This window comes from Luteibacter rhizovicinus DSM 16549 (assembly GCF_001887595.1).
In the GTDB taxonomy this organism is placed as follows: Bacteria; Pseudomonadota; Gammaproteobacteria; order Xanthomonadales; family Rhodanobacteraceae; genus Luteibacter; species Luteibacter rhizovicinus.
Genome location: NZ_CP017480.1, coordinates 2491551 through 2516448, shown reverse-complemented (window position 1 = coordinate 2516448; position 24898 = coordinate 2491551). Strand labels below are relative to the sequence as shown.

Annotated in this window: 23 protein-coding genes; 10 read left to right on the top strand and 13 right to left on the bottom strand. The window is 64.2% G+C overall.

All coding sequences use genetic code 11. The annotated features are described in order from the left end of the window. Positions 1-4: 4 nt before the first annotated feature. The 4 genes from rfbB to rfbD are packed head-to-tail and all read left to right on the top strand — an operon-like array spanning position 5 to position 3403. Complete coding sequence (gene rfbB / locus BJI69_RS11380; RefSeq protein ID WP_046968537.1) at positions 5-1048, top strand: dTDP-glucose 4,6-dehydratase; 1044 nt, start codon at positions 5-7, stop codon at positions 1046-1048. Next, complete coding sequence (gene rfbA, locus BJI69_RS11375; protein ID WP_046968538.1) at positions 1045-1932, top strand: glucose-1-phosphate thymidylyltransferase RfbA; 888 nt, start codon at positions 1045-1047, stop codon at positions 1930-1932. The genes rfbB and rfbA overlap by 4 nt, the downstream gene beginning before the upstream one ends. Beyond that, positions 1929-2486: a dTDP-4-dehydrorhamnose 3,5-epimerase gene (rfbC, locus tag BJI69_RS11370; RefSeq protein ID WP_046968539.1), complete on the top strand. Its 558-nt coding sequence runs from the start codon at positions 1929-1931 to the stop codon at positions 2484-2486. The genes rfbA and rfbC overlap by 4 nt, the downstream gene beginning before the upstream one ends. After that, on the top strand, positions 2483-3403 hold the full coding sequence (gene rfbD / locus BJI69_RS11365) for a dTDP-4-dehydrorhamnose reductase (protein WP_046968540.1): 921 nt from the start codon (positions 2483-2485) through the stop codon (positions 3401-3403). The genes rfbC and rfbD overlap by 4 nt, the downstream gene beginning before the upstream one ends. On the opposite strand, the gene BJI69_RS23040 is transcribed toward rfbD, so the two are convergent. The 6 genes from BJI69_RS23040 to BJI69_RS11335 form a co-directional block, all read right to left on the bottom strand. Continuing rightward, on the bottom strand, positions 3379-3861 hold the full coding sequence (locus tag BJI69_RS23040; RefSeq protein ID WP_046968541.1) for an acyltransferase: 483 nt from the start codon (positions 3859-3861) through the stop codon (positions 3379-3381). The genes rfbD and BJI69_RS23040 overlap by 25 nt on opposite strands. A gap of 13 nt (positions 3862-3874) precedes the next feature. Beyond that, positions 3875-5704 (bottom strand): glutamine--fructose-6-phosphate transaminase (isomerizing), encoded by a 1830-nt coding sequence (glmS, locus tag BJI69_RS11355; protein WP_046968542.1) that lies wholly within the window; start codon positions 5702-5704, stop codon positions 3875-3877. 15 nt (positions 5705-5719) lie between these two features. Further along, positions 5720-7090, bottom strand: a complete 1371-nt coding sequence (locus tag BJI69_RS11350) for a pyridoxal-phosphate dependent enzyme (RefSeq protein ID WP_046968543.1) — start codon at positions 7088-7090, stop codon at positions 5720-5722. A gap of 185 nt (positions 7091-7275) precedes the next feature. Further along, the gene (locus BJI69_RS11345; RefSeq protein WP_046968544.1) at positions 7276-7503 is read right to left on the bottom strand and encodes an HP1242/YdcH family protein; all 228 of its coding nucleotides are present in this window, start codon (positions 7501-7503) and stop codon (positions 7276-7278) included. A 287-nt stretch (positions 7504-7790) separates the two neighbouring features. Next, on the bottom strand, positions 7791-8447 hold the full coding sequence (locus tag BJI69_RS11340) for a DUF4398 domain-containing protein (protein WP_046968545.1): 657 nt from the start codon (positions 8445-8447) through the stop codon (positions 7791-7793). After that, entirely contained in the window at positions 8447-8851 is a 405-nt protein-coding gene (locus BJI69_RS11335; protein WP_244465302.1) for a DUF4398 domain-containing protein, read from the bottom strand. Before BJI69_RS11335 ends, BJI69_RS11340 begins: the two co-directional genes overlap by 1 nt. 220 nt (positions 8852-9071) lie before the next feature. Here BJI69_RS11335 and BJI69_RS11330 point away from each other — a divergent pair, with 220 nt between their 5' ends. Then, positions 9072-10181: a PilT/PilU family type 4a pilus ATPase gene (locus BJI69_RS11330; RefSeq protein WP_046968546.1), complete on the top strand. Its 1110-nt coding sequence runs from the start codon at positions 9072-9074 to the stop codon at positions 10179-10181. A gap of 163 nt (positions 10182-10344) precedes the next feature. On the opposite strand, the gene maiA is transcribed toward BJI69_RS11330, so the two are convergent. Then, the gene (maiA, locus tag BJI69_RS11325) at positions 10345-10992 is read right to left on the bottom strand and encodes a maleylacetoacetate isomerase (protein ID WP_046968547.1); all 648 of its coding nucleotides are present in this window, start codon (positions 10990-10992) and stop codon (positions 10345-10347) included. A gap of 251 nt (positions 10993-11243) precedes the next feature. Between maiA and BJI69_RS11320 the strand changes: the two genes are divergently transcribed. From BJI69_RS11320 to BJI69_RS11310, 3 genes are read left to right on the top strand one after another with little or no spacing between them, the layout of a single operon-like run. Continuing rightward, positions 11244-12425, top strand: a complete 1182-nt coding sequence (locus BJI69_RS11320) for a phosphoglycerate kinase (RefSeq protein WP_046968548.1) — start codon at positions 11244-11246, stop codon at positions 12423-12425. Then, entirely contained in the window at positions 12425-13075 is a 651-nt protein-coding gene (locus tag BJI69_RS11315) for an HAD hydrolase-like protein (RefSeq protein WP_046968549.1), read from the top strand. Before BJI69_RS11320 ends, BJI69_RS11315 begins: the two co-directional genes overlap by 1 nt. Before the next feature lie 49 nt (positions 13076-13124). After that, positions 13125-15041 carry a M61 family metallopeptidase gene (locus tag BJI69_RS11310; protein ID WP_046968550.1) on the top strand — a complete coding sequence of 639 codons (1917 nt, stop codon included), beginning with the start codon at positions 13125-13127 and terminating at the stop codon, positions 15039-15041. Here BJI69_RS11310 and BJI69_RS11305 read toward each other — a convergent pair. The 3 genes from BJI69_RS11305 to tkt all read right to left on the bottom strand — a co-directional run bounded on the left by BJI69_RS11305 (position 15038) and on the right by tkt (position 19721). After that, the gene (locus BJI69_RS11305; RefSeq protein ID WP_046968551.1) at positions 15038-17134 is read right to left on the bottom strand and encodes an acyltransferase family protein; all 2097 of its coding nucleotides are present in this window, start codon (positions 17132-17134) and stop codon (positions 15038-15040) included. The genes BJI69_RS11310 and BJI69_RS11305 overlap by 4 nt on opposite strands. Before the next feature lie 244 nt (positions 17135-17378). Continuing rightward, a complete protein-coding gene (locus BJI69_RS11300; RefSeq protein WP_046968552.1) occupies positions 17379-17654 on the bottom strand; it encodes a hypothetical protein in 276 nt (91 codons plus the stop codon). Positions 17655-17708: 54 nt separating this feature from the next. Further along, positions 17709-19721 carry a transketolase gene (gene tkt / locus BJI69_RS11295; RefSeq protein WP_046968553.1) on the bottom strand — a complete coding sequence of 671 codons (2013 nt, stop codon included), beginning with the start codon at positions 19719-19721 and terminating at the stop codon, positions 17709-17711. Between the two features lie 225 nt (positions 19722-19946). Here tkt and BJI69_RS11290 point away from each other — a divergent pair, with 225 nt between their 5' ends. After that, entirely contained in the window at positions 19947-20678 is a 732-nt protein-coding gene (locus BJI69_RS11290) for an outer membrane protein (RefSeq protein WP_046968554.1), read from the top strand. A 217-nt stretch (positions 20679-20895) separates the two neighbouring features. Beyond that, the gene (locus BJI69_RS11285) at positions 20896-21477 is read left to right on the top strand and encodes a porin family protein (protein WP_046968555.1); all 582 of its coding nucleotides are present in this window, start codon (positions 20896-20898) and stop codon (positions 21475-21477) included. Between the two features lie 127 nt (positions 21478-21604). Here the strand turns inward: BJI69_RS11285 and BJI69_RS11280 are convergent, their stop codons facing one another. From BJI69_RS11280 to pyk, 3 genes are all read right to left on the bottom strand, one after another. Next, positions 21605-22630: a class I fructose-bisphosphate aldolase gene (locus tag BJI69_RS11280; protein ID WP_046968556.1), complete on the bottom strand. Its 1026-nt coding sequence runs from the start codon at positions 22628-22630 to the stop codon at positions 21605-21607. Positions 22631-22738: 108 nt separating this feature from the next. Then, on the bottom strand, positions 22739-23179 hold the full coding sequence (locus tag BJI69_RS11275) for an energy transducer TonB (RefSeq protein ID WP_046968557.1): 441 nt from the start codon (positions 23177-23179) through the stop codon (positions 22739-22741). Positions 23180-23422: 243 nt separating this feature from the next. Beyond that, positions 23423-24892, bottom strand: coding sequence for a pyruvate kinase (gene pyk, locus BJI69_RS11270; protein ID WP_046968558.1), 1470 nt, complete (start codon positions 24890-24892; stop codon positions 23423-23425). Positions 24893-24898: the final 6 nt, after the last annotated feature.

Sequence of the window (24898 nt, the reverse complement as noted above, 5' to 3'; positions counted from 1 at the left end):
GTTCATGTCCACACTTCTGGTCACCGGCGGCGCCGGCTTCATCGGCGGCAATTTCGTTCATCGGGCCGTGGCAACGGGCCACCACGTCATCAACCTGGACAAGCTGACTTACGCCGGCAATCTGTCCACCCTGGCCTCTCTCCGGGACCATGCCGGGCACCGCTTCGTCCAGGGGGACATCGGCGACGCTCCTCTCGTGACCGCCTTGCTGGCCGAACACCGGCCGGACGCCGTGATCAATTTCGCCGCGGAGTCGCACGTCGATCGCTCGATCGACGGGCCGGCCGCCTTCATCCAGACCAATGTGACCGCGACCCTCGCCTTGCTGGAAGTGACCCGGGATTACTGGCGTGGACTCTCCGCCGACCAGGCTCAGGCGTTTCGCTTCCTGCACGTTTCTACGGACGAGGTGTACGGCTCGCTCGGCCCCGAGGGTCGCTTCACCGAAAGCACGCCTTACGCCCCGAACTCCCCTTACTCGGCTTCCAAGGCCGCGTCGGACCACCTCGTACGCGCGTTCCACCACACCTACGGCCTGCCTACGCTGACGACGAACTGCTCGAACAACTATGGCCCGTATCAGTTCCCGGAAAAGTTGATCCCCCTGGTGATCCAGAAGGCGCTCGCGGGCGAGGAACTACCCGTCTACGGCGACGGACTCAACATCCGCGACTGGCTTTTCGTCGAGGACCACTGCGACGCCATCGCCACCGTCCTCGGCAGGGGCACCGTCGGCGAGACCTATAACGTGGGCGGTGACAGCGAGCAGACCAACCTCGACGTGGTGAAAACGATCTGCGCGCTACTGGACAGCCGCGTGCCGACGAGTACGCCGCGCGCCTCGCTGATCCGCTTCGTCCGCGATCGTCCCGGACACGACCGGCGCTACGCCATCGACGCAGGCAAGATCCAACGCGAACTCGGCTGGACGCCACGCAACGATTTCACCTCCGGCCTGGCACTCACGGTGGACTGGTATCTCGCCAACCAAGCGTGGGTCACTGGCATCCTCGACGGCAGCTATCGGATGGAACGGCTCGGACAATGAAGAATCGCAAGGGCATCATCCTCGCCGGCGGATCCGGCACCCGGCTGTATCCGATCACCCAGGGCGTCAGCAAGCAGCTCCTGCCGGTCTATGACAAACCGATGATCTACTACCCGCTCGGCACCCTCATGCTGGCGGGTATCCGCGAGATCCTCGTCATCAACACCCCGCACGAGCAGGCCACGTTCCAGCGCCTGCTGGGCGACGGTTCACAGTGGGGCATTTCCATCCGCTACGCGGTCCAGCCCAGCCCGGACGGTCTCGCCCAGGCGTTCCTGATCGGCCGGGAGTTCCTTGACGGCGCACCTAGCTGCCTCGTGCTGGGCGACAACATCTTCTACGGCGACGGCCTCACCGAGCGCATGCGTCGTGCCGACGCGCGCGACGAGGGCGCCACGGTGTTCGGTTACTGGGTGCGCGACCCCCAGCGTTACGGCGTCGCCAGCCTGGGTGCGGACGGCAAGGTGCTCGATATCGAGGAAAAGCCGGCCCGACCGAAATCCAACTATGCCGTCACGGGCCTGTACTTCTACGACGAGCACGCGCCCGCTTATGCGGCGGAGCTGCAGCCGTCGGTGCGCGGCGAGCTGGAGATCACCGACCTCAACCGGCGCTACCTCGGTCAGCAGCAGCTACACCTGGAACAACTCGGTCGCGGCTACGCATGGCTGGATACGGGCACCCATGAATCGCTGATGGAAGCCGGCAATTACATCCAGACGATCGAGAACCGCCAGGGACTCAAGATCTGCTGCCCCGAGGAAATCGCCTTCGTCAATGGCTGGATCGACAGGGAACAGTTGGCTCGCCTCGCCGCGCCCCTGTCCAAAGTCGGATACGGACAGTATCTTCTCCGCCTCGCCGAGCAGGATGGACAAGCGTGAAGTGCATCGCCACGGAACTCCCCGGCGTCGTGATCGTCGAACCGACGGTGCACGGCGACGACCGCGGGTTCTTCTATGAAAGTTTCAACCAGGCGCGCTTCGCGGCCAATGGCATCGACGCCAGCTTCGTGCAGAGCAACGTCTCGCGCTCGCGCCGCGGTGTCCTGCGCGGCCTGCACTATCAGTGGCCCAACCCGCAGGGCAAGCTGGTCAGCGTGCTCGACGGCGAGGTCTACGACGTCGCGGTGGACATCCGCCCGGCGTCACCGACCTTCGGCCAGTCGGTCGCGGTCATGCTTTCCGGCAGCAACAAGCGACACCTGTGGATCGCACCGGGCTTTGCGCACGGGTTTTGCGTCGTCTCCGACGAGGCCACCTTCGTTTACCAGTGCACGACCCTTTACGACCCTGCCGCCGATGCGTCGATTCGCTGGAACGATGCCCGATTCGCCATCGACTGGCCGGTATCCGACCCCGAGCTCTCGGCAAAGGATCGCAAGGCGCCGCTCTTTGACGAAGTATCGCGCGACCGCCTTCCCGATTACCTGTCGTGAAGATCCTGCTGTTCGGCGCTGACGGGCAGCTTGGCGGGTACCTACGCGGCACGCTGCCCGCTCTTGGTGAGGTACACGCATCGTCCCGGTCCACCTCGAACGACGACCTGCGCTGCGACCTTTCCGACCCTTCAGCCGTCGATGGCCTGCTTCGCCGCCTGCGCCCCGACCTGGTCGTAAACGCAGCCGCCTATACGGCGGTGGATCAGGCGGAAACCGATGCGGACACCGCGATGCGCATCAATGCGATCCTGCCCGGCGTGATCGGCGCGGCAGTCGCCACCTGGGGCGGCGCGGTGATTCACTACTCCACCGACTATGTCTTCGACGGAACGGCGCATCACCCCTATACCGAAGACGATGCCACGGCGCCGCTCGGCGTCTATGGGAACAGCAAGCTCGCCGGCGAGCAGGCGCTCGCCGCGACCGGGGTGGATCACCTCGTATTGCGGACGGCCTGGGTCTATAGCCTGCGCGGGAGAAACTTTCTCACGACGATGCTGCGGCTCGGCGCCGACCGCGACTCGCTTTCCGTGGTCGACGATCAACGGGGCACGCCGACAAGTGCCGGCTTCCTTGCGAAAGCCACGGCGAACATCGCCGACAAGTGGCTGAAAAATGGCGCGACGCATGCGCGACCACGCGGCATCTTTCACCTGACAGCCGCGGGTGATACCACCTGGCATGGCTTTGCCGAGGCGATCTTCGACGAAGCGGTGACGAGCGGACGCTTGCCGGGAAAGCCTTCCGTGCTGCCTATCCCCAGTGCCGACTACCCGACGCCAGCGAAGCGTCCGGCGTGGTCCGTGCTCGATACGACCAAGACCCTTGCGTCGTTCGGCGTCATGCCGCCGGACTGGCGAAGCGACCTGCGCAAGGTACTCAACGGCGACTACGACACCGCGTCGTCGACGTAGCCGATCACGCGCGCGGGCGACCCGACGACGATGGCTCGTGCGGGGACGTCTCGCGTCACCACCGCACCTGCCCCGACCATCGCCCGCTCGCCGATCTCCAGGCCCGGCAGAATGGTCGCGCCGCCGCCAATCGACGCGCCGCGACGCACGAGAGTCTGGGGAAAGCGTTCCAGGTGCTGGCGTGACCGTGGCATCCGATCGTTGGTGAAGGTGGCATTCGGACCGACGAAGACGTCGTCTTCGAGACGCACACCGTCCCATAGCTGCACGCCACTCTTCACCGTAACGCGATCGCCGACGACGACGTCGTTCTCGATGAAACAGTGTGAGCAGATGTTGCAGTCCTTGCCGATCACTGCGTCGGCGAGGATCACCACGAACTGCCACACCGTCGTGCGGGCACCCACGCTCCTGGACTGGACGTCGGAGAGGGCGTGGATGATTGGCTGGTCGGTCACGTCAGCGGGGCCCTTATTCCACCGTCACCGACTTCGCCAGATTCCGCGGTTGATCCACGTCCGTCCCGCGCTGCACGGCGACGTGATAAGCCAGCAACTGCAGCGGAATCGTGAACACAGCCGGCGCGATCAGGTCGCCACCGCCATCCACGCGTACCATCGCCACGTGCTCGGTACCGTCATCCATCTCCGCGCGCTCATCGGCAAAAACGATCAGTTCGCCACCACGAGCCCGCACTTCCTGCAGGTTAGACTTCAGCTTGTCGAGCAACGGGCCGTTCGGGGCGACCGCCACGATCGGCATGTTCTCGTCGACCAGCGCCAGCGGGCCGTGCTTGAGCTCACCGGCCGGGTAGGCCTCGGCGTGGATGTACGAGATTTCCTTGAGCTTGAGCGAGCCTTCCAGGGCCACCGGGAACTGCGCGCCACGACCCAGGAACAGGGCGTGCTGCTTGTTGATGAAGTGATCGGCGATCCGGAGGATCTCCGGCTCGATCTTCAGCGCGTTCTCGATGTAACGCGGCAGCGACTGCAGTTCCTTGCAGTGCTCGAGGTACTTCGCACCATCCAGGCCACGACGGCGACCAAGGTCCAGCGCCAGCAACGCGAACGCCGTGAGCTGGGTGGTGAACGCCTTGGTCGAGGCGACGCCGATTTCCGGACCCGCCCGCGTCATCAGGCGCAGGTCGGATTCGCGGACCACCGACGACTCGGGCACGTTGCAGATGGCGAACGTAGCCAGGTAACCGCGGCGACGCGATTCACGCATCGCCGCCAGCGTATCGGCGGTCTCGCCCGACTGCGACACGGCGACAAACAGCGTGTTCTCCGGCACGACAACATCGCGGTAGCGGTATTCGCTGGCGACTTCGACGACGACCGGGATCCGGGCGAACTGCTCGATCCAGTACTTGGCCACCATGCCGGCGTGGTAACTGGTACCGCAGGCGACGATATGGATAGCGCGGGTCTTCTCGAGGATCGGATCGGCATCGATACCGAAGATGTTCGGCAGGATGCCATGCGGGCCGATGCGGCCTTCGAGGGTATCGGCGACGGCGCGCGGCTGCTCGAAGATTTCCTTCTGCATGTAATGACGGTACTCGCCACGCTCGACGGAGTCGGCACTGATCTCGCTCTCGTGCGCCGTGCGGTCCACGCGCTGGCCGTCGAGGCCGAAGACCTCGACGCTGTCGCGAGTGATTTCGACTACGTCGTCCTCTTCGAGGTACATCATCCGGTTGGTGACCTTGATCAGCGCCTGCGCGTCCGATCCGAGGAAGTGCTCACCGATGCCGATACCGACCAGCAGGGGGCAGCCACGGCGGGCACCGACGATGCGCTCGGGTTCATCCAGGCTCATCACGGCGATGGCGTAGGCACCTTCGAGTTCACGCACCGCGGCGGTGACGGCCTCACGCAGCGACTTACCGGCCTGCACATGCTCATCGATCACCGCACCCATCACCTCGGTGTCGGTTTCCGAATGGAAGGTGCGGCCCTTGGCCCTGAGCCCATCGCGCAGGGATGCGTAGTTCTCGATGATGCCGTTGTGCACGATGGCGATGCGGCCCTGCACGTGCGGGTGCGCATTGGCTTCGCTGGGCACGCCATGCGTCGCCCAGCGCGTATGCGCGATACCGGTACCGCCCGGCACCGGATCGGCGTCGTAAAGGGCTTCCATCTCGCGGACCTTGCCCTTCGCGCGAACGCGGCGAATCTCGCCGCCATCGGCGATGGCCATGCCCGCGGAATCGTAGCCGCGGTATTCAAGGGCCTTCAGGCCGGCGATGAGGATCGGCGCGATATCGCGCTGGGCAACCGCAGCAACAATTCCACACATGAGTCGTGATCCTTTTTAGTTGACTTTGCGACGCAGGTAGTTGAGCAGGTCGATCCGGGTGATCAGTCCGAGGAACTGCTCGCCGTCGACCACGATGGCTACGTGACCCTTCTCGAACACCGGCAATAATGCATCGATCGGTTCGCGGACCTGGAGCATTTCCGGCGAAGCGATCATGGCCGTGGCGACCGGATCGCGAAACCGTCGTTCGTCGGCATGGACGTGCATCAGCACGTCGGATTCGTCGAGAATGCCGACGATGCGCTCGCCCTCCATCACCGGCAGCTGCGAGACGTCGTACAGCTTCATGCGGTTATAGGCGGTGACCAGCATGTCGTCCGGCTTGATGACCACGGTGTCGCGCTGGGCATAGGGACGCAGGATCAGGTCGCGCAGGTCGCCGTAGCGTTCCCGCTCGAGGAAGCCGTTGTCGAGCATCCAGTAGTCGTTGTACATCTTCGACAGGTACTTGTTGCCGGTGTCGCAGACCAGCGTGACGACCCGCTTGGGCTCGGTCTGTTCACGGCAGTACTTCAGGGCGGCAGCCAGCAGGGTACCGGTGGACGAACCGCCGAGGACGCCTTCCTTCGCCAGCAGCTCGCGCGCGGCGAGGAAGCTTTCCTTGTCGCTGATCGCGAACGCCTTCTCGACCATCGAGAAGTCGCTGATCGAGGGCAGGAAGTCCTCGCCGATGCCTTCGACCATCCAGCTGCCCGACTTCTCCGACAGGACGCCGTCGTTGATGTACTCGGCAAGGATGGAGCCGACCGGATCGGCCAGGATGATGCGGGTGTGCGGCGAATGCTCGCGCAGGTAGGCCGTGAGACCGCTCATCGTGCCCGACGAACCGCAGCCGACGACGATGGCGTCGACCTTGCCGTCCATCTGCTCGAGGATCTCGGGGCCGGTGGTCTGCTGATGCGCCAGCGGGTTGTCCGGATTGCCGAACTGGTTGATGAAATAGGCGCCCGGCGTTTCGCGCGCGATGCGCTCGGCCATGTCCTGGTAGTACTCGGGGTGACCCTTGGCCACGTCGGAGCGGGTAAGCACCACTTCGGCACCCATGGCCTTGAGGTTGAAGATCTTCTCGCGACTCATCTTGTCGGGTACGACCAGAACGAGGCGATAACCCTTCTGCTGCGCGACAAGGGCGAGGCCCAGGCCAGTATTGCCGGCCGTACCTTCCACGAGGGTGTCGCCTGGCTTGATCTTCCCGGCACGCTCGGCACCTTCGATCATCGACATGCCGATGCGGTCCTTCACCGAACCGCCCGGGTTGGCGCTTTCGAGTTTCAGGAAGAGCTCGCAACGGCCAGTATCCAGACGCTGGGCGCGCACCATGGGGGTGTGGCCGATCAGATCGAGGACGCTGTCATGAACGCTCATTGGAACTCCATCATTGCTCGGGCGCGGTCCCTGCGACCTCGCCCCTTTGGGCGCACATGATAAAGGGTGACGCGCTGAACCGATGCCCGGCTTCTCGGCCGATCCGAAAGGGTGTAGGGAAGACCAAAAAAAACGGGCACGTTTCCGTGCCCGTTTCCCTGAATTAGTGAACCCGTTCGATCGGGTCAGTGTCGTGATTGCTGCCAGCTGTCCCACATTCGCTGGAGCTTCTCCTTTGCCTGCAGCTTTTCTTTCTTGAGTCCCGCCAGGCTTTGGTCATCCATGGGCAGACAGCCGATATTGGCGTCATGCAGCTTGGTGTCGAGTTCCTGGTGACGGTAGAAGAGACGACGGGTGTCGGCATCGGCGTGGATGAACTTTTCGACGTCGTCGCGCTGCTGGTTTTCGAACATAGCGAGCTCCTCGCGTTGGGGAGGGCCGTCACGTGTTTTTCGCGTGGCGGGAGTTCGAAGCTACTCCGCTCGATAAGGTGCCGCAAGACCGATCTTTCTCAATCGACGCATGAAAAAATGGTTGCGGGCGCAACGGTTTAGGCGGCAGGCAAGCCCCGGGCCCGCCGTCTGGCGGGGCCGGGGCGAGTTATCCCACCGGCTTCCTGTAGGAGCCGATTTATCGGCGATGGGTGCTCGCGACATGAACGAGCATCGCCGATGAATCGGCTCCTACAAGAGCAGGTCGTTCAGTTGCCGTTGCTGCTTTTCTTTTTCTTTGGCGTCGGCGCCGGGTCGGCCGCACCGTCGGACGAGCTCGCGTCACGCATGGCGCGTGCCGCGGCCTCGGCCAGGGCGGCCTGCTTCTTGGCCGCGTTGGCGACCTTGGCCTGGGCGGCAGCGACCTGGCGGGCCTTGTCGCCTTCGGCCTTGGCCTGATCCAGAGCCTGCGAGTACTCCACGCCCTGCTGCTGCAGGCGGGCGGCCTCTTCCTGGATCATCTGGTTCTGGGCGCGCTGCTGCTCGAGCTGGCGGCGCGCCATCTCGGCGTCGAGGCGGCTGGCTTCGAGCAGGATGGAATCGTGCTCGCGGTCCAGCTGGGCCGACTTGCTCTGCGCGTCCTGGAACTGGGCCATCGCCTTGGCAATGTCGACCCGGCGCTCGGCGATATACAGATAGTGGGCGTGTTCCTTGTCCTTTGGCTTGAACTGGCCCATCTGGTTGATCGCCTCACGGGCCCGCGCCTGCTCGGCCTGGGCATAGCCACCGAGGACAGGGTCCGCGGAGAGCTGGTCCAGGCTGGAGTTCAGCCGGCGGATATCGAGGTCATCCGTGGCGGCCATGGCGGAGCCTGCCGAAAAGACGGCAAGGACCAGGGCGGAAAGGAGGATAGTCGAGCGCTTCATCACTGGCCTCCCTGATGGTCGTTCAGCGGCTGGGTCTGGCCACCCACGGGCGGCGGCGTGGTGTCGGTCGGCTCCGGCAGGACACTTTCGGTCTCCTGGACGTTGGTCGGGATCGGCACCGTGTCGTTCGCATGGTTGTCGATCATCTCGACGCGCATACGCGAGTTTTCCTGGCTCTTGGTCTGGTTCTGGGCACGAGCGGCACCCAACCGGGCCTTGGCCCGGGCCAGTTCGCTATCCGCACGCGACTCGTCGGCCAGAACGGACGCCTCGTCATACTTGCGGCTCGCCATGGCGGTTTGTGCCTGGCGGAACTTACCCTGCGCATAGTCGAGGTCGACCGGCGCATAATCGGCTGCACCTGCGTCGCGCGCCGCCTGGAGCTGGGCTAGTGCCTGATTCATGGCACCATCCGGGGGCGGAGCACTGGCGCAGCCAGCAAGAGTAGCAATCGCCAGGCCTAGGGAGGCCAGGGCGAGGAGCCGGCGGCCCTTGGAAAGGGCTTTCGACGGCAAGATGTGCACCATCACTCGTTATCCTCTTACAGGTTTGCGAGATATTGTCGATATATGAAGGTCTAGGGAGACCTCATCTCGATTGTAATGCGAATGCCCGGGGGTTTAGGTGGATATTGGTTATTTCCTGAAGCTTATGGTGGACAAGGGTGCGTCGGACATGTTCCTGACGACCGGCGCCCCCGTGAACATCAAGGTGGAAGGCAAGCTCTACCCGTTAGGTAACACGGGCCTGCCCAGCGGCATGGTCAAGAAAATCGCCTACTCGCTGATGGACGAGGGCCAGGTGCCCCAGTTCGAGCGCGATCTCGAGCTCAACATGGCACTGGCCGTGAAGGAAGCCGGACGCTTCCGTATCAACGTGTTCAAGCAGCGTGGCGAGATCGGCATGGTCATCCGCGCCATCAAGAGCGAGATTCCCTCGCTCGAAGAGCTGCGCCTGCCCACGATCTTCCGTGACCTGATCATGGAGCCACGCGGCCTGATCCTCTGCGTCGGTGCCACCGGCTCGGGCAAGTCGACCACGCTGGCGGCCATGCTGGACCACCGCAACAACAACAGCTCGGGCCACATCCTCACCATCGAGGATCCCATCGAGTACCTGCATCGCCACAAGCGCTCGATCATCAACCAGCGCGAAGTGGGCCTGGACACGCACAGCTATCACGAGGCGTTGAAGAACGCGATGCGTGAGGCGCCGGACGTGATCATGATCGGCGAGATTCGCGACACGGAGACCATGGAGGCCGCCATCGCTTTCTCGGAAACCGGTCACCTGTGCCTGGCCACCCTGCATTCGAACAATGCGGACCAGACCCTCGAGCGCATCCTGAACTTCTTCCACGAGTCGGCGCACAAGAACGTGCTGATGAACCTGGCCCTGAACCTGCGCGCGGTGATCAGCCAGCGTCTGGTGATCGGCAAGGACGGCCGCCGCATGCCGGCCACCGAGGTGCTCCTGAACACCCCGCTGATTCGCGACATGATCCGTCGCGGCCAGATCCACGAGGTGAAGGACGCCATGGACCGCAGCCTGCAGGAAGGCATGCAGACCTTCGACCAGTCGCTGTACCGGCTGTACAAGGACGGCTACATCACCCTCGAGGAAACCTTGAACAAGGCCGACTCGCGCGATGGCCTGGCCTTGAAGATCCGCCTGTCCGAGGGTTCGACGAGCAACGAGTTCGCCTCGAGCGATCCGTACGGCATCGGGGTCTGACCCGCTCTGCTTTTGTAGGAGCCGATTCATCGGCGAATAGGAAATGTGGGAGCCGATTCATCGGCGAAAAGGAAATGTGGGAGCCGATTCATCGGCGAAAAGCCAACGGAGCGGTGAAGCCGAAAAGCATCGCCGATAAATCGGCTCCTACCAGGCGATGGCCTCAGCCGGCGTCGGGCTGTGCCTCGGGCGCAGCCTTCTGGAACGCCTCCAGTGCCTGGCAAGCCTCGACCACCCGGCGGATCGTCGGGTGCGGGGTCAGGTCGACACCCCAGCGCACCGCGTTGTAGAACTGCGGCACGAGGCAGCAATCGGCCAGGGTCGGCGTGTCGCCGTAGCTGAAACGCCCCGCCGGCCCCTGGGCCAGCACCGCCTCGAGTCCGTCGAAGCCCTGCTTGATCCAGCGCCGCGACCAGGCTTCCTTGACTGACTGGTCCGCGCCAAATTCCGCCTCGATCGCCCGCAGCACGCGCAGGTTGCCCAGCGGGTGGATATCCGTGCCCACGGCCTGCATCAGCTCTCGAACACGAGCCCGCCCCAGCGCGTCGCCCGGCATCAGGGGGACCGCGGGACGGGTCTCATCCAGGTATTCCAGGATGGCCATGGACTGACGAATCGTGTGATCGCCGTCGAGCAGGGTCGGCAACTGGGCCTGGGGCGAAACAGCGCGGTAGGCCGCCTTCAGGTGCTCTCCACCCTCGTTCAGCAGGTGGACCGGACGGGCTTCGTAGGGCAGGCCTTTCAGGTTCAGGGCGATCCGGACGCGATAGGCGGCACTGGAGCGCCAGTAGGTGTAGAGGACGAGGGACATGAGCCTTCCTTTTTGCGGACTGCCGGATTCTAACGGGAGGCTCTGGCCAAGCCATGGCGCGCTGCCGCGCGATCGCCGATGAATCGGCTCCCACAAGGAGCCACCTGCTTTCACAGCCCGCCACCTGCTTTCACAGCCCGCCACCTGCTTTTTGTGGGAGCCGATTCATCGGCGATTCCAGGCCGAGATTTGCTGCCAGAGGGCCACCCACCGACAATGGGCGTTTCTCCGAACCGAAGCTGGAGTCCAACGTGTCCGTCATCCGCATGCAAGACCTCGACCTGCGCGGCAAGCGCGTGCTGATCCGCGAGGACCTCAACGTCCCGGTGGAAAACGGGAAGATCACCTCCACCCAGCGCCTGGACGCCTCCCTGCCGACCATCGTCGCCGCGCGCGACGCCGGTGCGAAGGTCATGGTCATCTCCCACCTGGGCCGGCCCAAGGAAGGCGAGTTCGACGAAGCCTCCTCACTGAAGCCGGTCGCCGATTGGCTGGGCAAGAAACTCGGCAAGGACGTTCGCCTGGTTCGCGACTACCTCGACGGTGTCGACGTGGCCGAGGGTGAGGTGGTGGTACTCGAGAACTGCCGCATGAACGTCGGCGAAGGCAAGGACGACGAGGCCTTGTCGAAGAAGTACGCCGCGCTTTGCGATGTGTTTGTCATGGACGCCTTCGGTACGGCGCACCGCGCCCAGGCTTCCACCCACGGCGTGATCCGCTTCGCGCCGATCGCCGCCGCGGGCCCGCTGTTGGCGAAAGAGCTCGACGCGCTGGGCAAGGCCCTGGAAAACCCGGACAAGCCGCTCCTCGCCATCGTCGCCGGCTCCAAGGTATCGACCAAACTTGAGCTCCTGCAGAACCTCGTCGGCCGCGTGGACCAGCTCATCGTCGGTGGCGGCATTGCCAACACCTTCATCCTTGCCGAAGGCCACAAGGTCGGTAAGTCGCTGGTCGAAGGCGACCTGCTCGACATCGCGAAGAAGATCATCGCCGATGCCAAGTCGCGCGGCGCCGACGTGCCGGTGCCGACCGACGTCGTGGTAGCTACCGAATTCGCCGCCACGGCCAAGGCCACCATCAAGAAGGTGAGCGAGGTCGCCGACGACGAGATGATCCTCGACATCGGTCCCGATACCGCCAAGCGCTACGCCGAGCTGATCGCCAAGGCCGGCACGGTCGTCTGGAACGGCCCGGTCGGCGTGTTCGAGTTCGATGCCTTCGGCAAGGGCACCGAGACCCTGGCCCGCGCGATTGCGGCCTCGAAGGCCTTCTCGATCGCCGGCGGTGGCGACACGCTGGCCGCCGTGGACAAGTACGGCATCGAAGAGGGCGTGTCGTACATCTCCACCGGTGGCGGCGCGTTCCTCGAATTCCTCGAAGGCAAGGAGCTGCCGGCCGTGGTCGCGCTCAAGGCGCGCGCGGAGACGAAGTAATGCTGTTTCTCTTCGACCTCGACGGCACCCTCATCGATTCCGAAATCGGCATCTTCGCCGGCGTCCGCCATTCGCTGGCGGCCGTCGGCGCGGAGTCGCCGGACGATGCCGCCCTGCGGGCGTGGGTCGGCCCGCCGCTGCGTGTCAGCTACGCCGCCATTCTCGGTGACGACAACGAACGTATCGAAGCCGCCGTGGCCGCCTATGGCGATCGCTTCCGCGATGTGGGCTGGTCGGAGCACACCGTGTACGACGGCATCCCCGAGCTGATCGCCTCGCTCGCCGCGGCGGGTCACCGCCTCGCCGTGGTGACGAGCAAGCCGCTCCCGCATGCGGGGCCGATCATCGCCCACCTGCCCTTCGGTCATCTGTTCGAGCGCGTCTACGCCCCCGACCTGTCCACGTCACATAGCGAAAAAGCCACGATGATCGCGGCGGCTCTCGCCGACTTCGGCCAGGCGCCGGAAGACAGCGTCATGATTGGCGACCGGCTTTACGACATGGAAGGCGCCGTCGCCAACGGTGTGCGTGGCATCGGGGTGCTCTGGGGCTTCGGCGATCATGACGAGCTGGAAGCGGCCGGAGCATGGAAGGTCGTCGCCACACCAGCGGATATCGCCACCGTTACCGCGGCGGTCATGGCCGATTAACCCGCGCAAGGGTAGAAGCGTCGTTCCACACAACGCAGGCTGGCGCGTCATGCAGGGTATCGGTCGATTCCTCGTTCTCGCGCTAGCCATGATCACCGCGACGCATGCGTCGGAGGGGCCGCAGCCGCTGCCCCTGCCGACGCCGGTTCCGGCGCCGCGCGACATGCCGTTCAAGGGCAGCATCGAGCTCTCCGTCGATGCGACGAACACCTCGCAACGCATCTACCGCGTACGCGAAACCATACCGGTCCAGTCCACCGGCCCGATGACGCTCCTTTACCCGCAGTGGGAAACCGCCAGCCACGCGCCCACCGCATCGGCCACCGCGCTGGCCGGCCTGGTCATCCGTAGCCAGGGCAAGCCGCTCGCCTGGAAGCGTGACGCGGTCAATCCTTTCGCCTTTCACGTGGACGTTCCTGCGGGTGCCACCACGCTCGATCTCGCGTTCCAGTTTCTCTCGCCCTTCTCCGCACGGCAGGGCCTGGTAAGCACGACACCGGACATCGTCACCGTGCCATGGCACAGCGTGCTCCTCTACCCGGCCGGCTGGTTCGTACGGAATATCCCGGTGACGGCCCACCTGACACTGCCGCCCGGATTCCAGGCGGTCACCGCGCTGGAAAGCCGGCCCGAACGCCCTCTCGCGTTCGACACGACGTCACTGGAAACCCTTGTCGACTCACCGGTCGTCGCCGGTCGTCACGTCAAGCGATACGACCTGGGCGCGGCCGGCGATGCGCCCGTGCGGCTGACCGCGCTCGCCGCGAGCGCCGACGACGTGGAGGTGGACGCGGTGCAACTCGGCAAACTACGGGCGATGGTGCGGCAGACCCGCGCGCTGCTGCCGACGCGCCACTACGCCCACTACGATTTCATGCTTGCGCTCAGCGACGATCTACCCGGGCCGGGCGGTATCGAGCAGGCGCAATCGAGCAGCGACGTCCTCGCTCCGGATTTCTTCCGGAACAACGCCGACCATCTCGTCGACCGCGACCTGCTGGCTCACGAGTTCGTCCACTCCTGGAATGGCCGCTACCGCCAGCCAGCCGACCTGTGGTCGGCCACCTTCAACGAGCCCATGCGCGGCAGCCTGCTCTGGGTTTACGAAGGCCAGACAGAGTTCTGGGGCCGCGTCCTTGCGGCGCGCGCGGGGCTGCGGACGACGCAGGAAACCCTCGATGCCCTCGCCGTGGGGGCGGCCGGCGTCCTTGGCCAGGGTGGGCGCGCGTGGAAGTCCTTGCAGGACAGCACCAACGATCCCCTGATTGCCGCCGGCCACCCGATGTCCTGGCGTGACTGGCAACGACGCGAGGATTACTACGGCGAAGGTGTTTTCCTCTGGCTTGCCGTCGATGCCGAAATTCGCACGAAGACCCATGACGCAAAGAGTCTCGACGACGTCGCGCGCGACTTCTTTGCCGGGGGCAAGGAAGGTGACATGACGACATCGACCTACACCTTCGACGATGTGTGCGCTGCTCTTCAACGCGTCGCACCCAACGATTGGCCGACCTTCCTTCGCTCACGCCTCGACAGCCATGACCCAGGCCATGTCACCGACGGCCTTGCCGGCGAAGGCTATCGACTCGTCTTCGATGCTACGGCGAGCGACTACTTTCGACAGAGCGAAATCGACGCCGGTGCCCGCGACTTTTCCAGCGCCGTGGGCCTCACCATCGGCAAGGGCGGCATCGTAAAAACCGTCTCATGGAACGGACCGGCGTTTCGCGTAGGCTTCGCTCCCGGTGCACGGATCGAGGCGGTGAACGGGCAGGCCTACCGACCCGAGCTTCTCGACGGCCTCCTCGAAGCGTCGAAGCCCGCACCACTGCAACTGACGACGACCATGGACGGGACGACCGCCATCATCGTCGTGCAACCGGTGGGGCCGCTGCGCTATCCGCACCTCCAGCGTATCCAGGGGACGCCGGACCGTCTCGGCGCCTTGCTTGCTCCAAGGCCCTAGTCAGCGGTCGCGGCAATGCTCGACGACGTGTCGTGGAGTCGGCGAACGGCCTGGGTGAACGACGGCAGCAGCAGGCGATTGGCGAAACCACTGAGGTGGTCGCCATCGAAGAACAACGGCCTGCCACCGAGGAAGCCGTTGCAGTCCCCGCCCACCGGGCAAATGACCGGGAACGGGTCCCAGACGATCGATCCGGGTACCTGGCCGACCATGTCATGAAGCGAGGCGAGCATCGGCGCGCGGAGTCGCTCGAATTCGGCGCGATTGACCACGGTGCCGTCCGCGCAGACCGGGTTGGTCGTGGTCCATACATCCGCACAACGAAACAGCGGCGCCTTCATGACCAGGTCGGGTGCTTCGAGCATCGCGCGTGCGCCGGTCGCCTGGATACGCTGGAGCACTTTCTCGCCGTCCAGCATGGCCGTCTCGCGCTCTTTCGCCGCGGCGGCGCCAAAGACGAGTTCAGGGATATCGTCCTGAGGCAGGCGGTCCCATTGGTCCACAAAGCGCGGAACGCGCAACGACGGCATGAAGACGACATCGCCGGCGCCCAATCGCGGCAGCATGTGCTCGAGTGCCTGCCCCGCCACTTTCAGGCAACGCGGCGCGCGGTCGCGCCAGGGCTGGAGGCCCAGGAAGGGGCAACCGCCATTGTTGTAGAGGGTCACCTTGGCGCCCGTCTCCAGGGCATACGCGCTGAACATCGTGCCGTAGGCCATGGCGTGCGAGTCGCCAATCGCAAAGACATCCGGCGCCGTGACGGGGTCGTTGCACGCTTTGCGTTCAAAGACCACGCGGAAGCCGTCACCCACTTTCTCGCGCGCAGGTGTGACCGAGCATCCCGCCGCATTGGTCACCGTGGCCTTGCGCGACGGATACCAGTCGTCGGCATGACGCGAGACAGCGCTGATGGAAAGGCTCGGCTGCTGGCTATCCACCCACCCGCTGATCCACATGCCCGCGTACAGTGCGACGACACCACAGCCGACCACGGCCACCCGGCGCATCGCTTTGAGGCGAGGCGCCCGGCGCACGGGGGTCTCGACATAACGCCAGGACAACACGGCAAGGATCACGGCGATCGCCAGCGCCGCAATACGCGTGGCGAACGATCCCGTACCCACCGTCCAGCGAAACAGGACGAAGACCGGCCAGTGCCAGAGGTAAAGCGAGTAGGAAAGCCGTCCGATCCGAAGCATCGGATGCCAGGTGAGCGCGCGTACGAAGGGAAAACTCATCGGCCGGCCGTGCAGCATGCCGAGCAGCGCCGCGGTCGCCAGCACAGGCAAGACGGCACCCGGCGCCGGGAACCTAGCGGGCTGCGATGTCACCAGACTGACCAACAATACCGAAAAAACGAGTGCGCCCGCGGGAAACAACCAGCGCGGCGTGACCGGATCGATCGTATCGAACCGGCGCCCCGCCATCGCCATGCCGAGGTAGAGCAGTACACCGACTGCCAGCTCCCAGAATCGGCTGGCAAGCAGGTAGAAGGCGGACGCATGATCGCTGGAACCGATCTGCATCGCATGACCGAACGACCACAAGCCGCCTGCGACGAACAGACCCGCGACGACATGGCGCCAACGCCCCCCGAAACTCCACAGCCAGAACAGCACCGGGAACAGGAGATAAAACTGTTCTTCCACACCGAGCGACCAGGTGTGCGTATACGGGTTGTACTCGGAAATCGGCGAAAAGTAGTCGTTACCGAAGCGCGCCAGCATCAGGTTGCCGAAGCCGAAGAAGGCGTATCGACCGGTTCGTTGATTGCTCTCGCTCAACCACGCATCGGGAATGAACACTGCGGCGACCAATCCGGTCACCAACAGGCAGACGATCAGCGCAGGCGCGATGCGCAGCATGCGCCGCGAAAGGAAGTACGACATGAACGACGGAAACGACGTGCGCTCGCGGTCGCCTACCGACGCGGCCACGACGAAGCCCGAGATCACGAAGAAAATATCGACGCCCGCGAATCCGCCCGGCAGCCAAGCCGGATTCAGGTGATACAGCACGACTGCCAGGACCGCGATCGCTCGCAATCCGTCGACGTACGGGAGGTACGCGTGTCGTTGGGAGGTCGGTGTCATGAACGGAGGAATCGGGTGCCCGGAACGCCAAGATTACCAGAGGGGCGGCCAACCATCGGCGCGAACGTGCGGCAGCGCCCATTCCTCTGCCGAATTGGTAGACTTTCCCTGGCCGCACCCATTGGCGGCTATCCATGGAGGAACGTATGCGTCGTCGATCGTGCTTTCCGTACATCCTGGCGCTTCTTGCGGCTACCCAGGCATCGCTGGTCGCAGCGGCAGAGGCTCCCGTCGTCCCGGCGCCTCACACGTGGCTGACGGGCACGCAACCACAGGCGTCACCGATTTCCTGGCAATCGCCGCTGCAAAGCGACAGCCAGGGCGTGTTTCCGAGGAATCCGCAAGCTTTGGGCGCCACGCGCACATCGTCCTCGAAGGACAGTGTCGTCGCCGGCCCCCAGACGCCAACGGGACATTGCTCGTCCAGCGGCTCCAGCTCCCAGGCGGTCGGCTGCGCGGCCTTCATTGCGCTCAGCGCTGCGGTGCACAGCGTCCGGCCATAGATTCCATAGGCGTACAAAAAGAGAGGCCTCCTTGCGGAGGCCTCTCTCGTATACACGGATGAAAAACCGCCTTACTTGATCACGCTCTTGACCGCATCGACGATCTTCGGCGTCGTAATACCGAAGTGCTCGTAGAGGTCGTTGATCGGCGCCGAGGCACCGAAGGTGGTCATGCCGATCACCTTGCCGTCCAGGCCGACGTACTTGAACCAGAAGTCCACGCTGGCCGCTTCGACAGCGACGCGGGCGCGGCACCACGACGGCAGGACGCCCTCACGGTATTCGACCGGCTGTGCATCGAACTCTTCCGTGCAGGGCATGGACACGACGCGGACGGGCACGCCCTGGTCACCCAGTGCCTGCGCGGCTTCGACGGCGATGCCGACTTCCGAGCCCGTGGCGATGATGATCGCCTTGAACTTCTCCGACGGCTCCCAGAGGACGTAACCGCCCTTCTCGATGTTCGCCAGCTGTTCGTCGGTGCGCGGATTATGCTTGAGGTTCTGGCGCGAGAAGATCAGGCACGACGGGTTACCGGCACGCTCGATCGCCATCTTCCAGGACACTGCCGACTCAACCGCATCGGCCGGACGCCACAGGCGGTTGTTCGGGATCAGGCGCAGCGACGCCATGTGCTCGATCGGCTGATGGGTCGGGCCGTCTTCGCCCAGGCCGATCGAATCGTGCGTGTACACGTGGATCGTGTGCGCGGGGATCAGGCACGACATGCGTACGGCATTGCGAGCGTAGTCGGAGAACACCAGGAAGGTCGCGTCGTACGGGATGAAGCCACCGTGCAGCGCGATACCGTTGGAGATCGCCGTCATGCCGAACTCGCGCACGCCGTAATGGATGTAGTTGCCTTCGGCACCGCCGGTGGCGATGTTCTTCGAGCCTTTCCAGATGGTCAGGTTCGACGGGGCCAGGTCGGCGGAGCCGCCGATCAGTTCCGTCAGCAGCGGGCCATACGCATCGAGCGACATCTGCGATGCCTTGCGCGACGCGACCACCGGGCCTTCGGTTTGCAGCTTCTTGATGAAGGCGGCAGCGCCTTCCTTCCAGTTGGCCGGCAGCTCGCCGGACAGGCGACGCTTGAGCTCGCTGGCGAGTTCCGGGAAGGCCTTGGCGTAGGCGTCGAACTTGTCGTTCCAGGCCTTTTCCGCGTCGGCACCGCTCTTCTTCGCGCTCCACGAGTCGTACATGGTCTGCGGGATTTCGAACGGACCGTATTCCCAACCCAGCTGCTTGCGAGCCAGGGCGACTTCGTCCTTGCCCAGCGCGGCGCCGTGCGAGGATTCCTTACCTTCCTTGTTCGGCGAACCGAAGCCGATGATCGTCTTGCAGATGATCAGCGAGGGCTTGTCGCTCTGCGAGGTGGCGGAGCTAATCGCCTTCTTGATCGCCTCGGCGTCATGGCCATCGACCGGCTTGTCGTTGTCACCGACGACCACGTTCCAGCCATAGGCGCGGAAGCGCTCGGCGGTGTTGTCGGTGAACCAGTCGTGCACTTCGCCATCGATGGAGATGCCGTTGTCGTCGTAAATCGCGACGAGCTTGCCAAGCTTGAGCGTACCGGCGAGCGACGACACTTCGTGCGAGATACCTTCCATCAGGCAGCCATCGCCGACGAAGACGAAGGTGTGGTGGTCGACGATGTCGTGACCCGGACGGTTGAAGCGTGCCGCGAGGACTTCCTCGGCGATCGCAAAACCGACGGCGTTGGCGAGACCCTGGCCGAGCGGACCGGTGGTCGTCTCGATGCCGGGCGTGTGGTGGAATTCCGGGTGGCCGGCGGTCTTCGAACCGAGCTGGCGGAAACGCTTCAGCTCACCGATCGGCAGGTCGTAGCCGGTCAGGTGGAGCAGCGCGTACTGCAGCATCGAACCATGACCGTTCGACAGCACGAAGCGGTCGCGATTGGGCCAATGCGGATTCGTCGGGTTGTGATGCAGGAAATCGCCCCACAGGACCTCGGCGATATCGGCCATACCCATCGGCATGCCCGGGTGGCCGGAATTGGCGGCTTCCACACCATCCATGGCCAGGGCGCGGATCGCATTTGCGCGTTCGCGACGTGTCGTCATCGGCGTTCTCCAGTTAACAGGCGGCGGAAAAACCGTGATTGTCGCGCATTGATCACTTCTTGTCGTGGACGTTCATGCTGCAAACGCAAAGTTAACTCCACCTTAATCTTTCCGTTCTGTTTTTCGGGGCGCTTCAGGTTCGAAGGACTCTAATCGATCACGGCAACCGATCTTCCCCCCATCCCCACGGATCGGTCGCCGCCCCAAAATAAGAGGAACATCCCCATGAAGAAGGCAGCTCTTGCCCTTGCAGTTTCTTGCGTCTCGTTTGCGGCCATTCCGGCCTTCGCCCAGGACAGCAACCCGGCTGTCTCCGGCAATTATCAGCCGAGCCAGGCCGTGGGTAGCGGCAACTGGTTCATCGGTGGCAACGTGGGCCGTACCAACGGCAGCGACACCGGTGGCTTCGGCAGCAATGTGAGCGGCTTCAATCCGCTGCACGGCGAACAGGGCCGTCGCACGGGCTATGGCCTGCTCGGTGGTTATCGCTGGAAGGTTGGCCAGGATCTTGGCCTGGGCGTCGAAGCCGGCTATACCGATCTCGGCAATTACCGCGTGAAAAACGCGTTCGAGTCGGATCAGGACGTCGACCAGAAGAAGACCAAGAACGCGCTGCGTGGTTGGATGCTCGGTGTCAACGGCAAGATCAACCTCGTGCCGGGCTGGTACCTCAGCGGCCACGGCGGTTACTTCCGCGCCAATGACAACAACAACAATTACAACAACAGCGTTGGCCAGGACATCGGCTTCTCCAACGGCGGTCGCCCGAACCGCGGCAGCTGGTATGCCGGCGTCGGCACCGGTTGGGACGTGAACGAGCACTTCGGTATCGGCCTTGCCTATGACTACTTCCACGCGAATGCGGGCAAGGTCATGGACAACGCCACCGGCGACACCAGCGTTGGCCTGAAGCGCTCCACCGGCATCATTTCGCTCGCTGGCGAATACCGTTTCTAAGACGGCATAAGTTGTTGTTCTGAAGTCATAAGCCACGGCGCCCCAGACGCCGTGGCTTAATTTTTTCTTAATAATGAACTTATGGGTATTGAATCTATTGTGGCAGCGCCGCATCTACTTCCTGGACGCGCGGCACCCCCGCTCGCGTGTTGTGGCGGAGACGGCTTCCCCAAGCCATCCGCATTGAACGCATAAAGAATAAGCAGGAGTTTTCCCCATGAAAAAGACCCTCATCGCTCTTGGCCTCATGGCGGCCGGTATGGTTGCGGCCCCGGCTTTCGCGCAGGACGCCAGTGGCGCCGGTTTCTTCGTCAACGGCAGCGCCGGACGTGCGCAGGTCAACAAGGGCAACTACGACGGGCATGACGTCGCGTACGACATCAACGGCGGTTATCGCTGGGCTGTCAGCCCGTCGGTTGCGCTGGGTGTCGAAGGTGGCTACAACGACCTGGGCAACATCCACGCCAAGCACCTGGTCACCGGTGGCAATGCCATCGACGATCGCAAGTCGAGCCTGCATGGCTGGACCGCTGGCGTGAACGGCCGCTTCAACATCGATCCGAAGTGGTACATCAGCGGCCGTGCCGGTCTCTACGCCTGGAAGGGCGACGGTGTGAGCCATGACGACATCACGCGCCACAACTTCGACAAGACCAGCTGGTACGCCGGTGCAGGCGTGGGTTACAACCTGACCGACAACTTCAGCCTCGGCCTGAACTACGACCACTACGATGCCAAGAAGCACGGCCTCAACCTGTCCACCAACGTGGCCTCGGTGGGTGCGGAATACCGCTTCTGATCAATGCGTCGGTCGTTGACCGCCGCAGTGGGTGAAACAAAAAAACCCGGCGCCGCGAGGCGCCGGGTTTTTTTTTTGTCGCACGACCATCGCGATGAACGCGCAGCGGGGGTGCGTCACATCTCGATCAACCGCGCTTCTTCCACTGACCCAACGCAGCGTCACCATTTTCCTTGGCGCGCTCGTGCACGACTTTCTGGGCCTTCTCGTAATTACCCTTGAGGTCCTTGGACCACACGTTCAGCGCCTCGGCGACCAATGCGCGGCCGTAGGAGAAGCTGACCGGCCACGGGTGCGGGCCCAGCTTGTTGATGAGGTCCAGGTGCTCGGTGGCCTGCTCGTCGCTCTGACCACCCGAGAGGAACACGATGCCCTGCACGCTTGCCGGAACGGTGGTGCGGAGAACGCGCACGGTCTCCTCGGCGACCTGTTCGGGCGTGGCCTGCTCGTCCGCGGGTGCATTCTTGCCCGGGATCACCATGCTGACCTTCAGGATGAGGCCTTCGAGCATCACGTTGTGGGCATAGAGCGCGTTGAACAGGCTGCGCAGCACGGCTTCGTGCACTTCGTAGCTCACATCGATGTCGTGCGTGCTCTCCGGACCGTCCATGACGATTTCCGGCTCGACCATCGGCACCAGACCGGCTTCCTGGCACAGCGCGGCGTAGCGAGCCAGGTTCTCCATGTTGGCCTCGATGGCCGTGGAGTTCGGGTTGTCATCGGTGATGTTGATCACTGCACGCCACTTGGCGAACTGGGCGCCGAGCTGGGCGTATTCCTTCAGGCGGTCCCGCAGGCCATCGAGGCCTTCGGTGATGACATCGCCCGGGAAACCCGCCAGCGGCACGGGACCCTTGTCGACCTTGATGCCAGGGATGATGCCGGCCTTCTTCATGGCGTCGACGAGCGGCGTGCCGTCGCTGGTCTTCTGACGGATGGTCTCGTCGAACAGGATGGCGCCGGAAATGTGCTCACCCAGGCCCGGGGCGGTCAGGAGCAGTTCGCGATAGCGGCGGCGGTTTTCCTCGGTGTTCTCGACACCGGCGGCCTCAAAACGCTTCTTGATGGTGTTGGTCGATTCGTCGACGGCAATGATGCCCTTCCCCGTGGCCACCATCGCCTGCGCGACGTCTTCGAGATTTTCGATGCTCATGACAACTCCGTATGGGTGTAGTGGTATGCCCCTCGACGAAGGGCTAAGCGAAAGCAAAAACCGGCGGAGTATAAGGGACGACCCCGCTAAAGCCGTTGTGCGGCGCGATCAAGTGGTCTGGTAGCCCGGCAGCTCGCACTGCTTCAGGATCGCCGCCTTCCTGGCAGGATCTTCCGGCAGGTTGAAGCCGGTCACGTAGTAGGTCTGCACCGGAACGGCCGTGCCGTTCTGGGAGCCCTTCACGTAGGAAAGCTGTTTGACGATGCTCACGCCCACCTGGCCGAGGTCACCCGCGGGGACCACCTTGGCGATGGTGGCGTTCTGGGTGCGGCCGTCGGAACCGATCATGTAGGTCACCGCGACGCAGGTCGGCTGGTCGAGGTTCTTGCCGGTATTGGGGACGTCGGGGTTGACTGACTTGTTGGTCAGATACCAGTAGCCCGTCAGGCGTTCCGGGGCGACGCGGCGGAGGTTCTGCGCCTCGGCGACGCCAGCGACGAGCAGAAGGGTGGCGGCAATCGCGCCGGTACGGAGCTTGAGTCGGATCATGACGCCCTCGGTGAGTTGCCAGGGCACCAAGTTTAACCCTGCATACGCATGGGATGCGTGTGAAATCGTGCGGTGGTATTCCGCCGCCCTGACTCGGTAGGAGCCGATTCATCGGCGACTGAGGGGATGTGGGAGCCGATTCATCGGCGAAAAGCCTACGCGGCGACGAAGCCGGAAGGCCTATCGCCGCTGAAGCGGCTCCCACAAGAGCATCGCCGATGAATCGGCTCCTACCTTGTCCAATTACAAGTCGCGCAGGCTATCCGCGATGCCGTCGTCGCCGACGACGAGCAGCTTCAGCGTATTGGTACCACCGCCACGGCCGATGTGATCGCCGTGGGTCAGGATGACGCGATCGCCCTTGGCCAGCTTGCCCAGCGAGAACAAGTGCTGGAGAGCGGCGCGAGCGGTGTGGGCCGGATCGAGGTTGCTCTGCTCGAAGTCCACCGGCTGCACGTCGCGCAGCATCAGCATGCGGCGACGGGCCATGTCCGACGGGGACAGTGCGTAGATGGGCACGGCGAAGCGGTAACGAGAGAGCCACTGGGCAGTGGCGCCCGACTCGGTCAGGGCGACGATGGCGCGTACACCCACCTGGGCGGCCAGCAGCATCGCGGCCAGGGCGATGGCCTGGTCGCTACGATCGAGCGAGTGCGTATCCGGGCGCAGGTCGTCGCGCGGCTCGAACTGGCGCTCGGCACCGAGGCAGATGCGACGCATCGCAGCCACGGCCTTGTCCGGATGGGCGCCGGCCGCGCTTTCTTCCGAGAGCATCACGGCGTCGGTGCCATCGATGACGGCGTTGGCCACGTCGAGCACTTCGGCGCGGGTCGGGATCGGCGCACGGACCATGGACTGCAGCATCTGCGTGGCCGTGATGACCGAGCGATTGCGCTGGACGGACTCGCGGATGATCTTCTTCTGCAGGCCCGGCAGCTCGGCATCGCCGATTTCCACGCCGAGATCGCCGCGGGCGACCATCACCACGTCGGACGCGTCGATGATTTCACCGAGCACGGGGATGGCGTCGGCACGTTCGATCTTGGACACGATGGCGGCGTCGCCACCGGCTTCGCGCATCAGGCGACGGGCTTCGTGGAGGTCGTCGGCGCAGCGCACGAAGGACACGGCGAGGAAGTCGGCACCCATTTCGGCGGCCAGCTTGATGTCGTTGCGATCCTTGTCGGACAAGGCGCTGACGCTGAGGCCGCCGCCCTGGCGATTGAGGCCCTTGCGTGCCGACAGACGGCCGCCGATGACGACGCGGGTGCGGATTTCGCTACCCGAGATCTCGATCACCGAGAGGGCGATCAGGCCGTCGTCGAGCAGCAGCACGTCGCCGGCGACCACGTCCTTGGGCAGGTCGTAATAGCTCACGCCGACGCGGTTCTGGTTGCCGGCCGGGGCATCCGGGCGGCAGTCGAGCACGAAGCTGTCACCGGCCATGAGGTCGATCGGGCCATCGGCGAACTTCTCGATGCGGATCTTCGGACCCTGCAGGTCGGCGAGGATGCCGACTTCGCGACCGACGGCGAGCGCAGCAGCGCGAACCGCATTGGCGCGAGCGCGGTGGTCGTCCGGCGTACCGTGCGAGAGATTGAGGCGGACGATGTCGACGCCCTCCTCGAGGATCTTCTCGAGCATGCCCGGCGCGTCCGTGGCGGGTCCGAGGGTGGCGACGATCTTGGTGCGGCGAACCTGGATATCGGTCATTTGTTG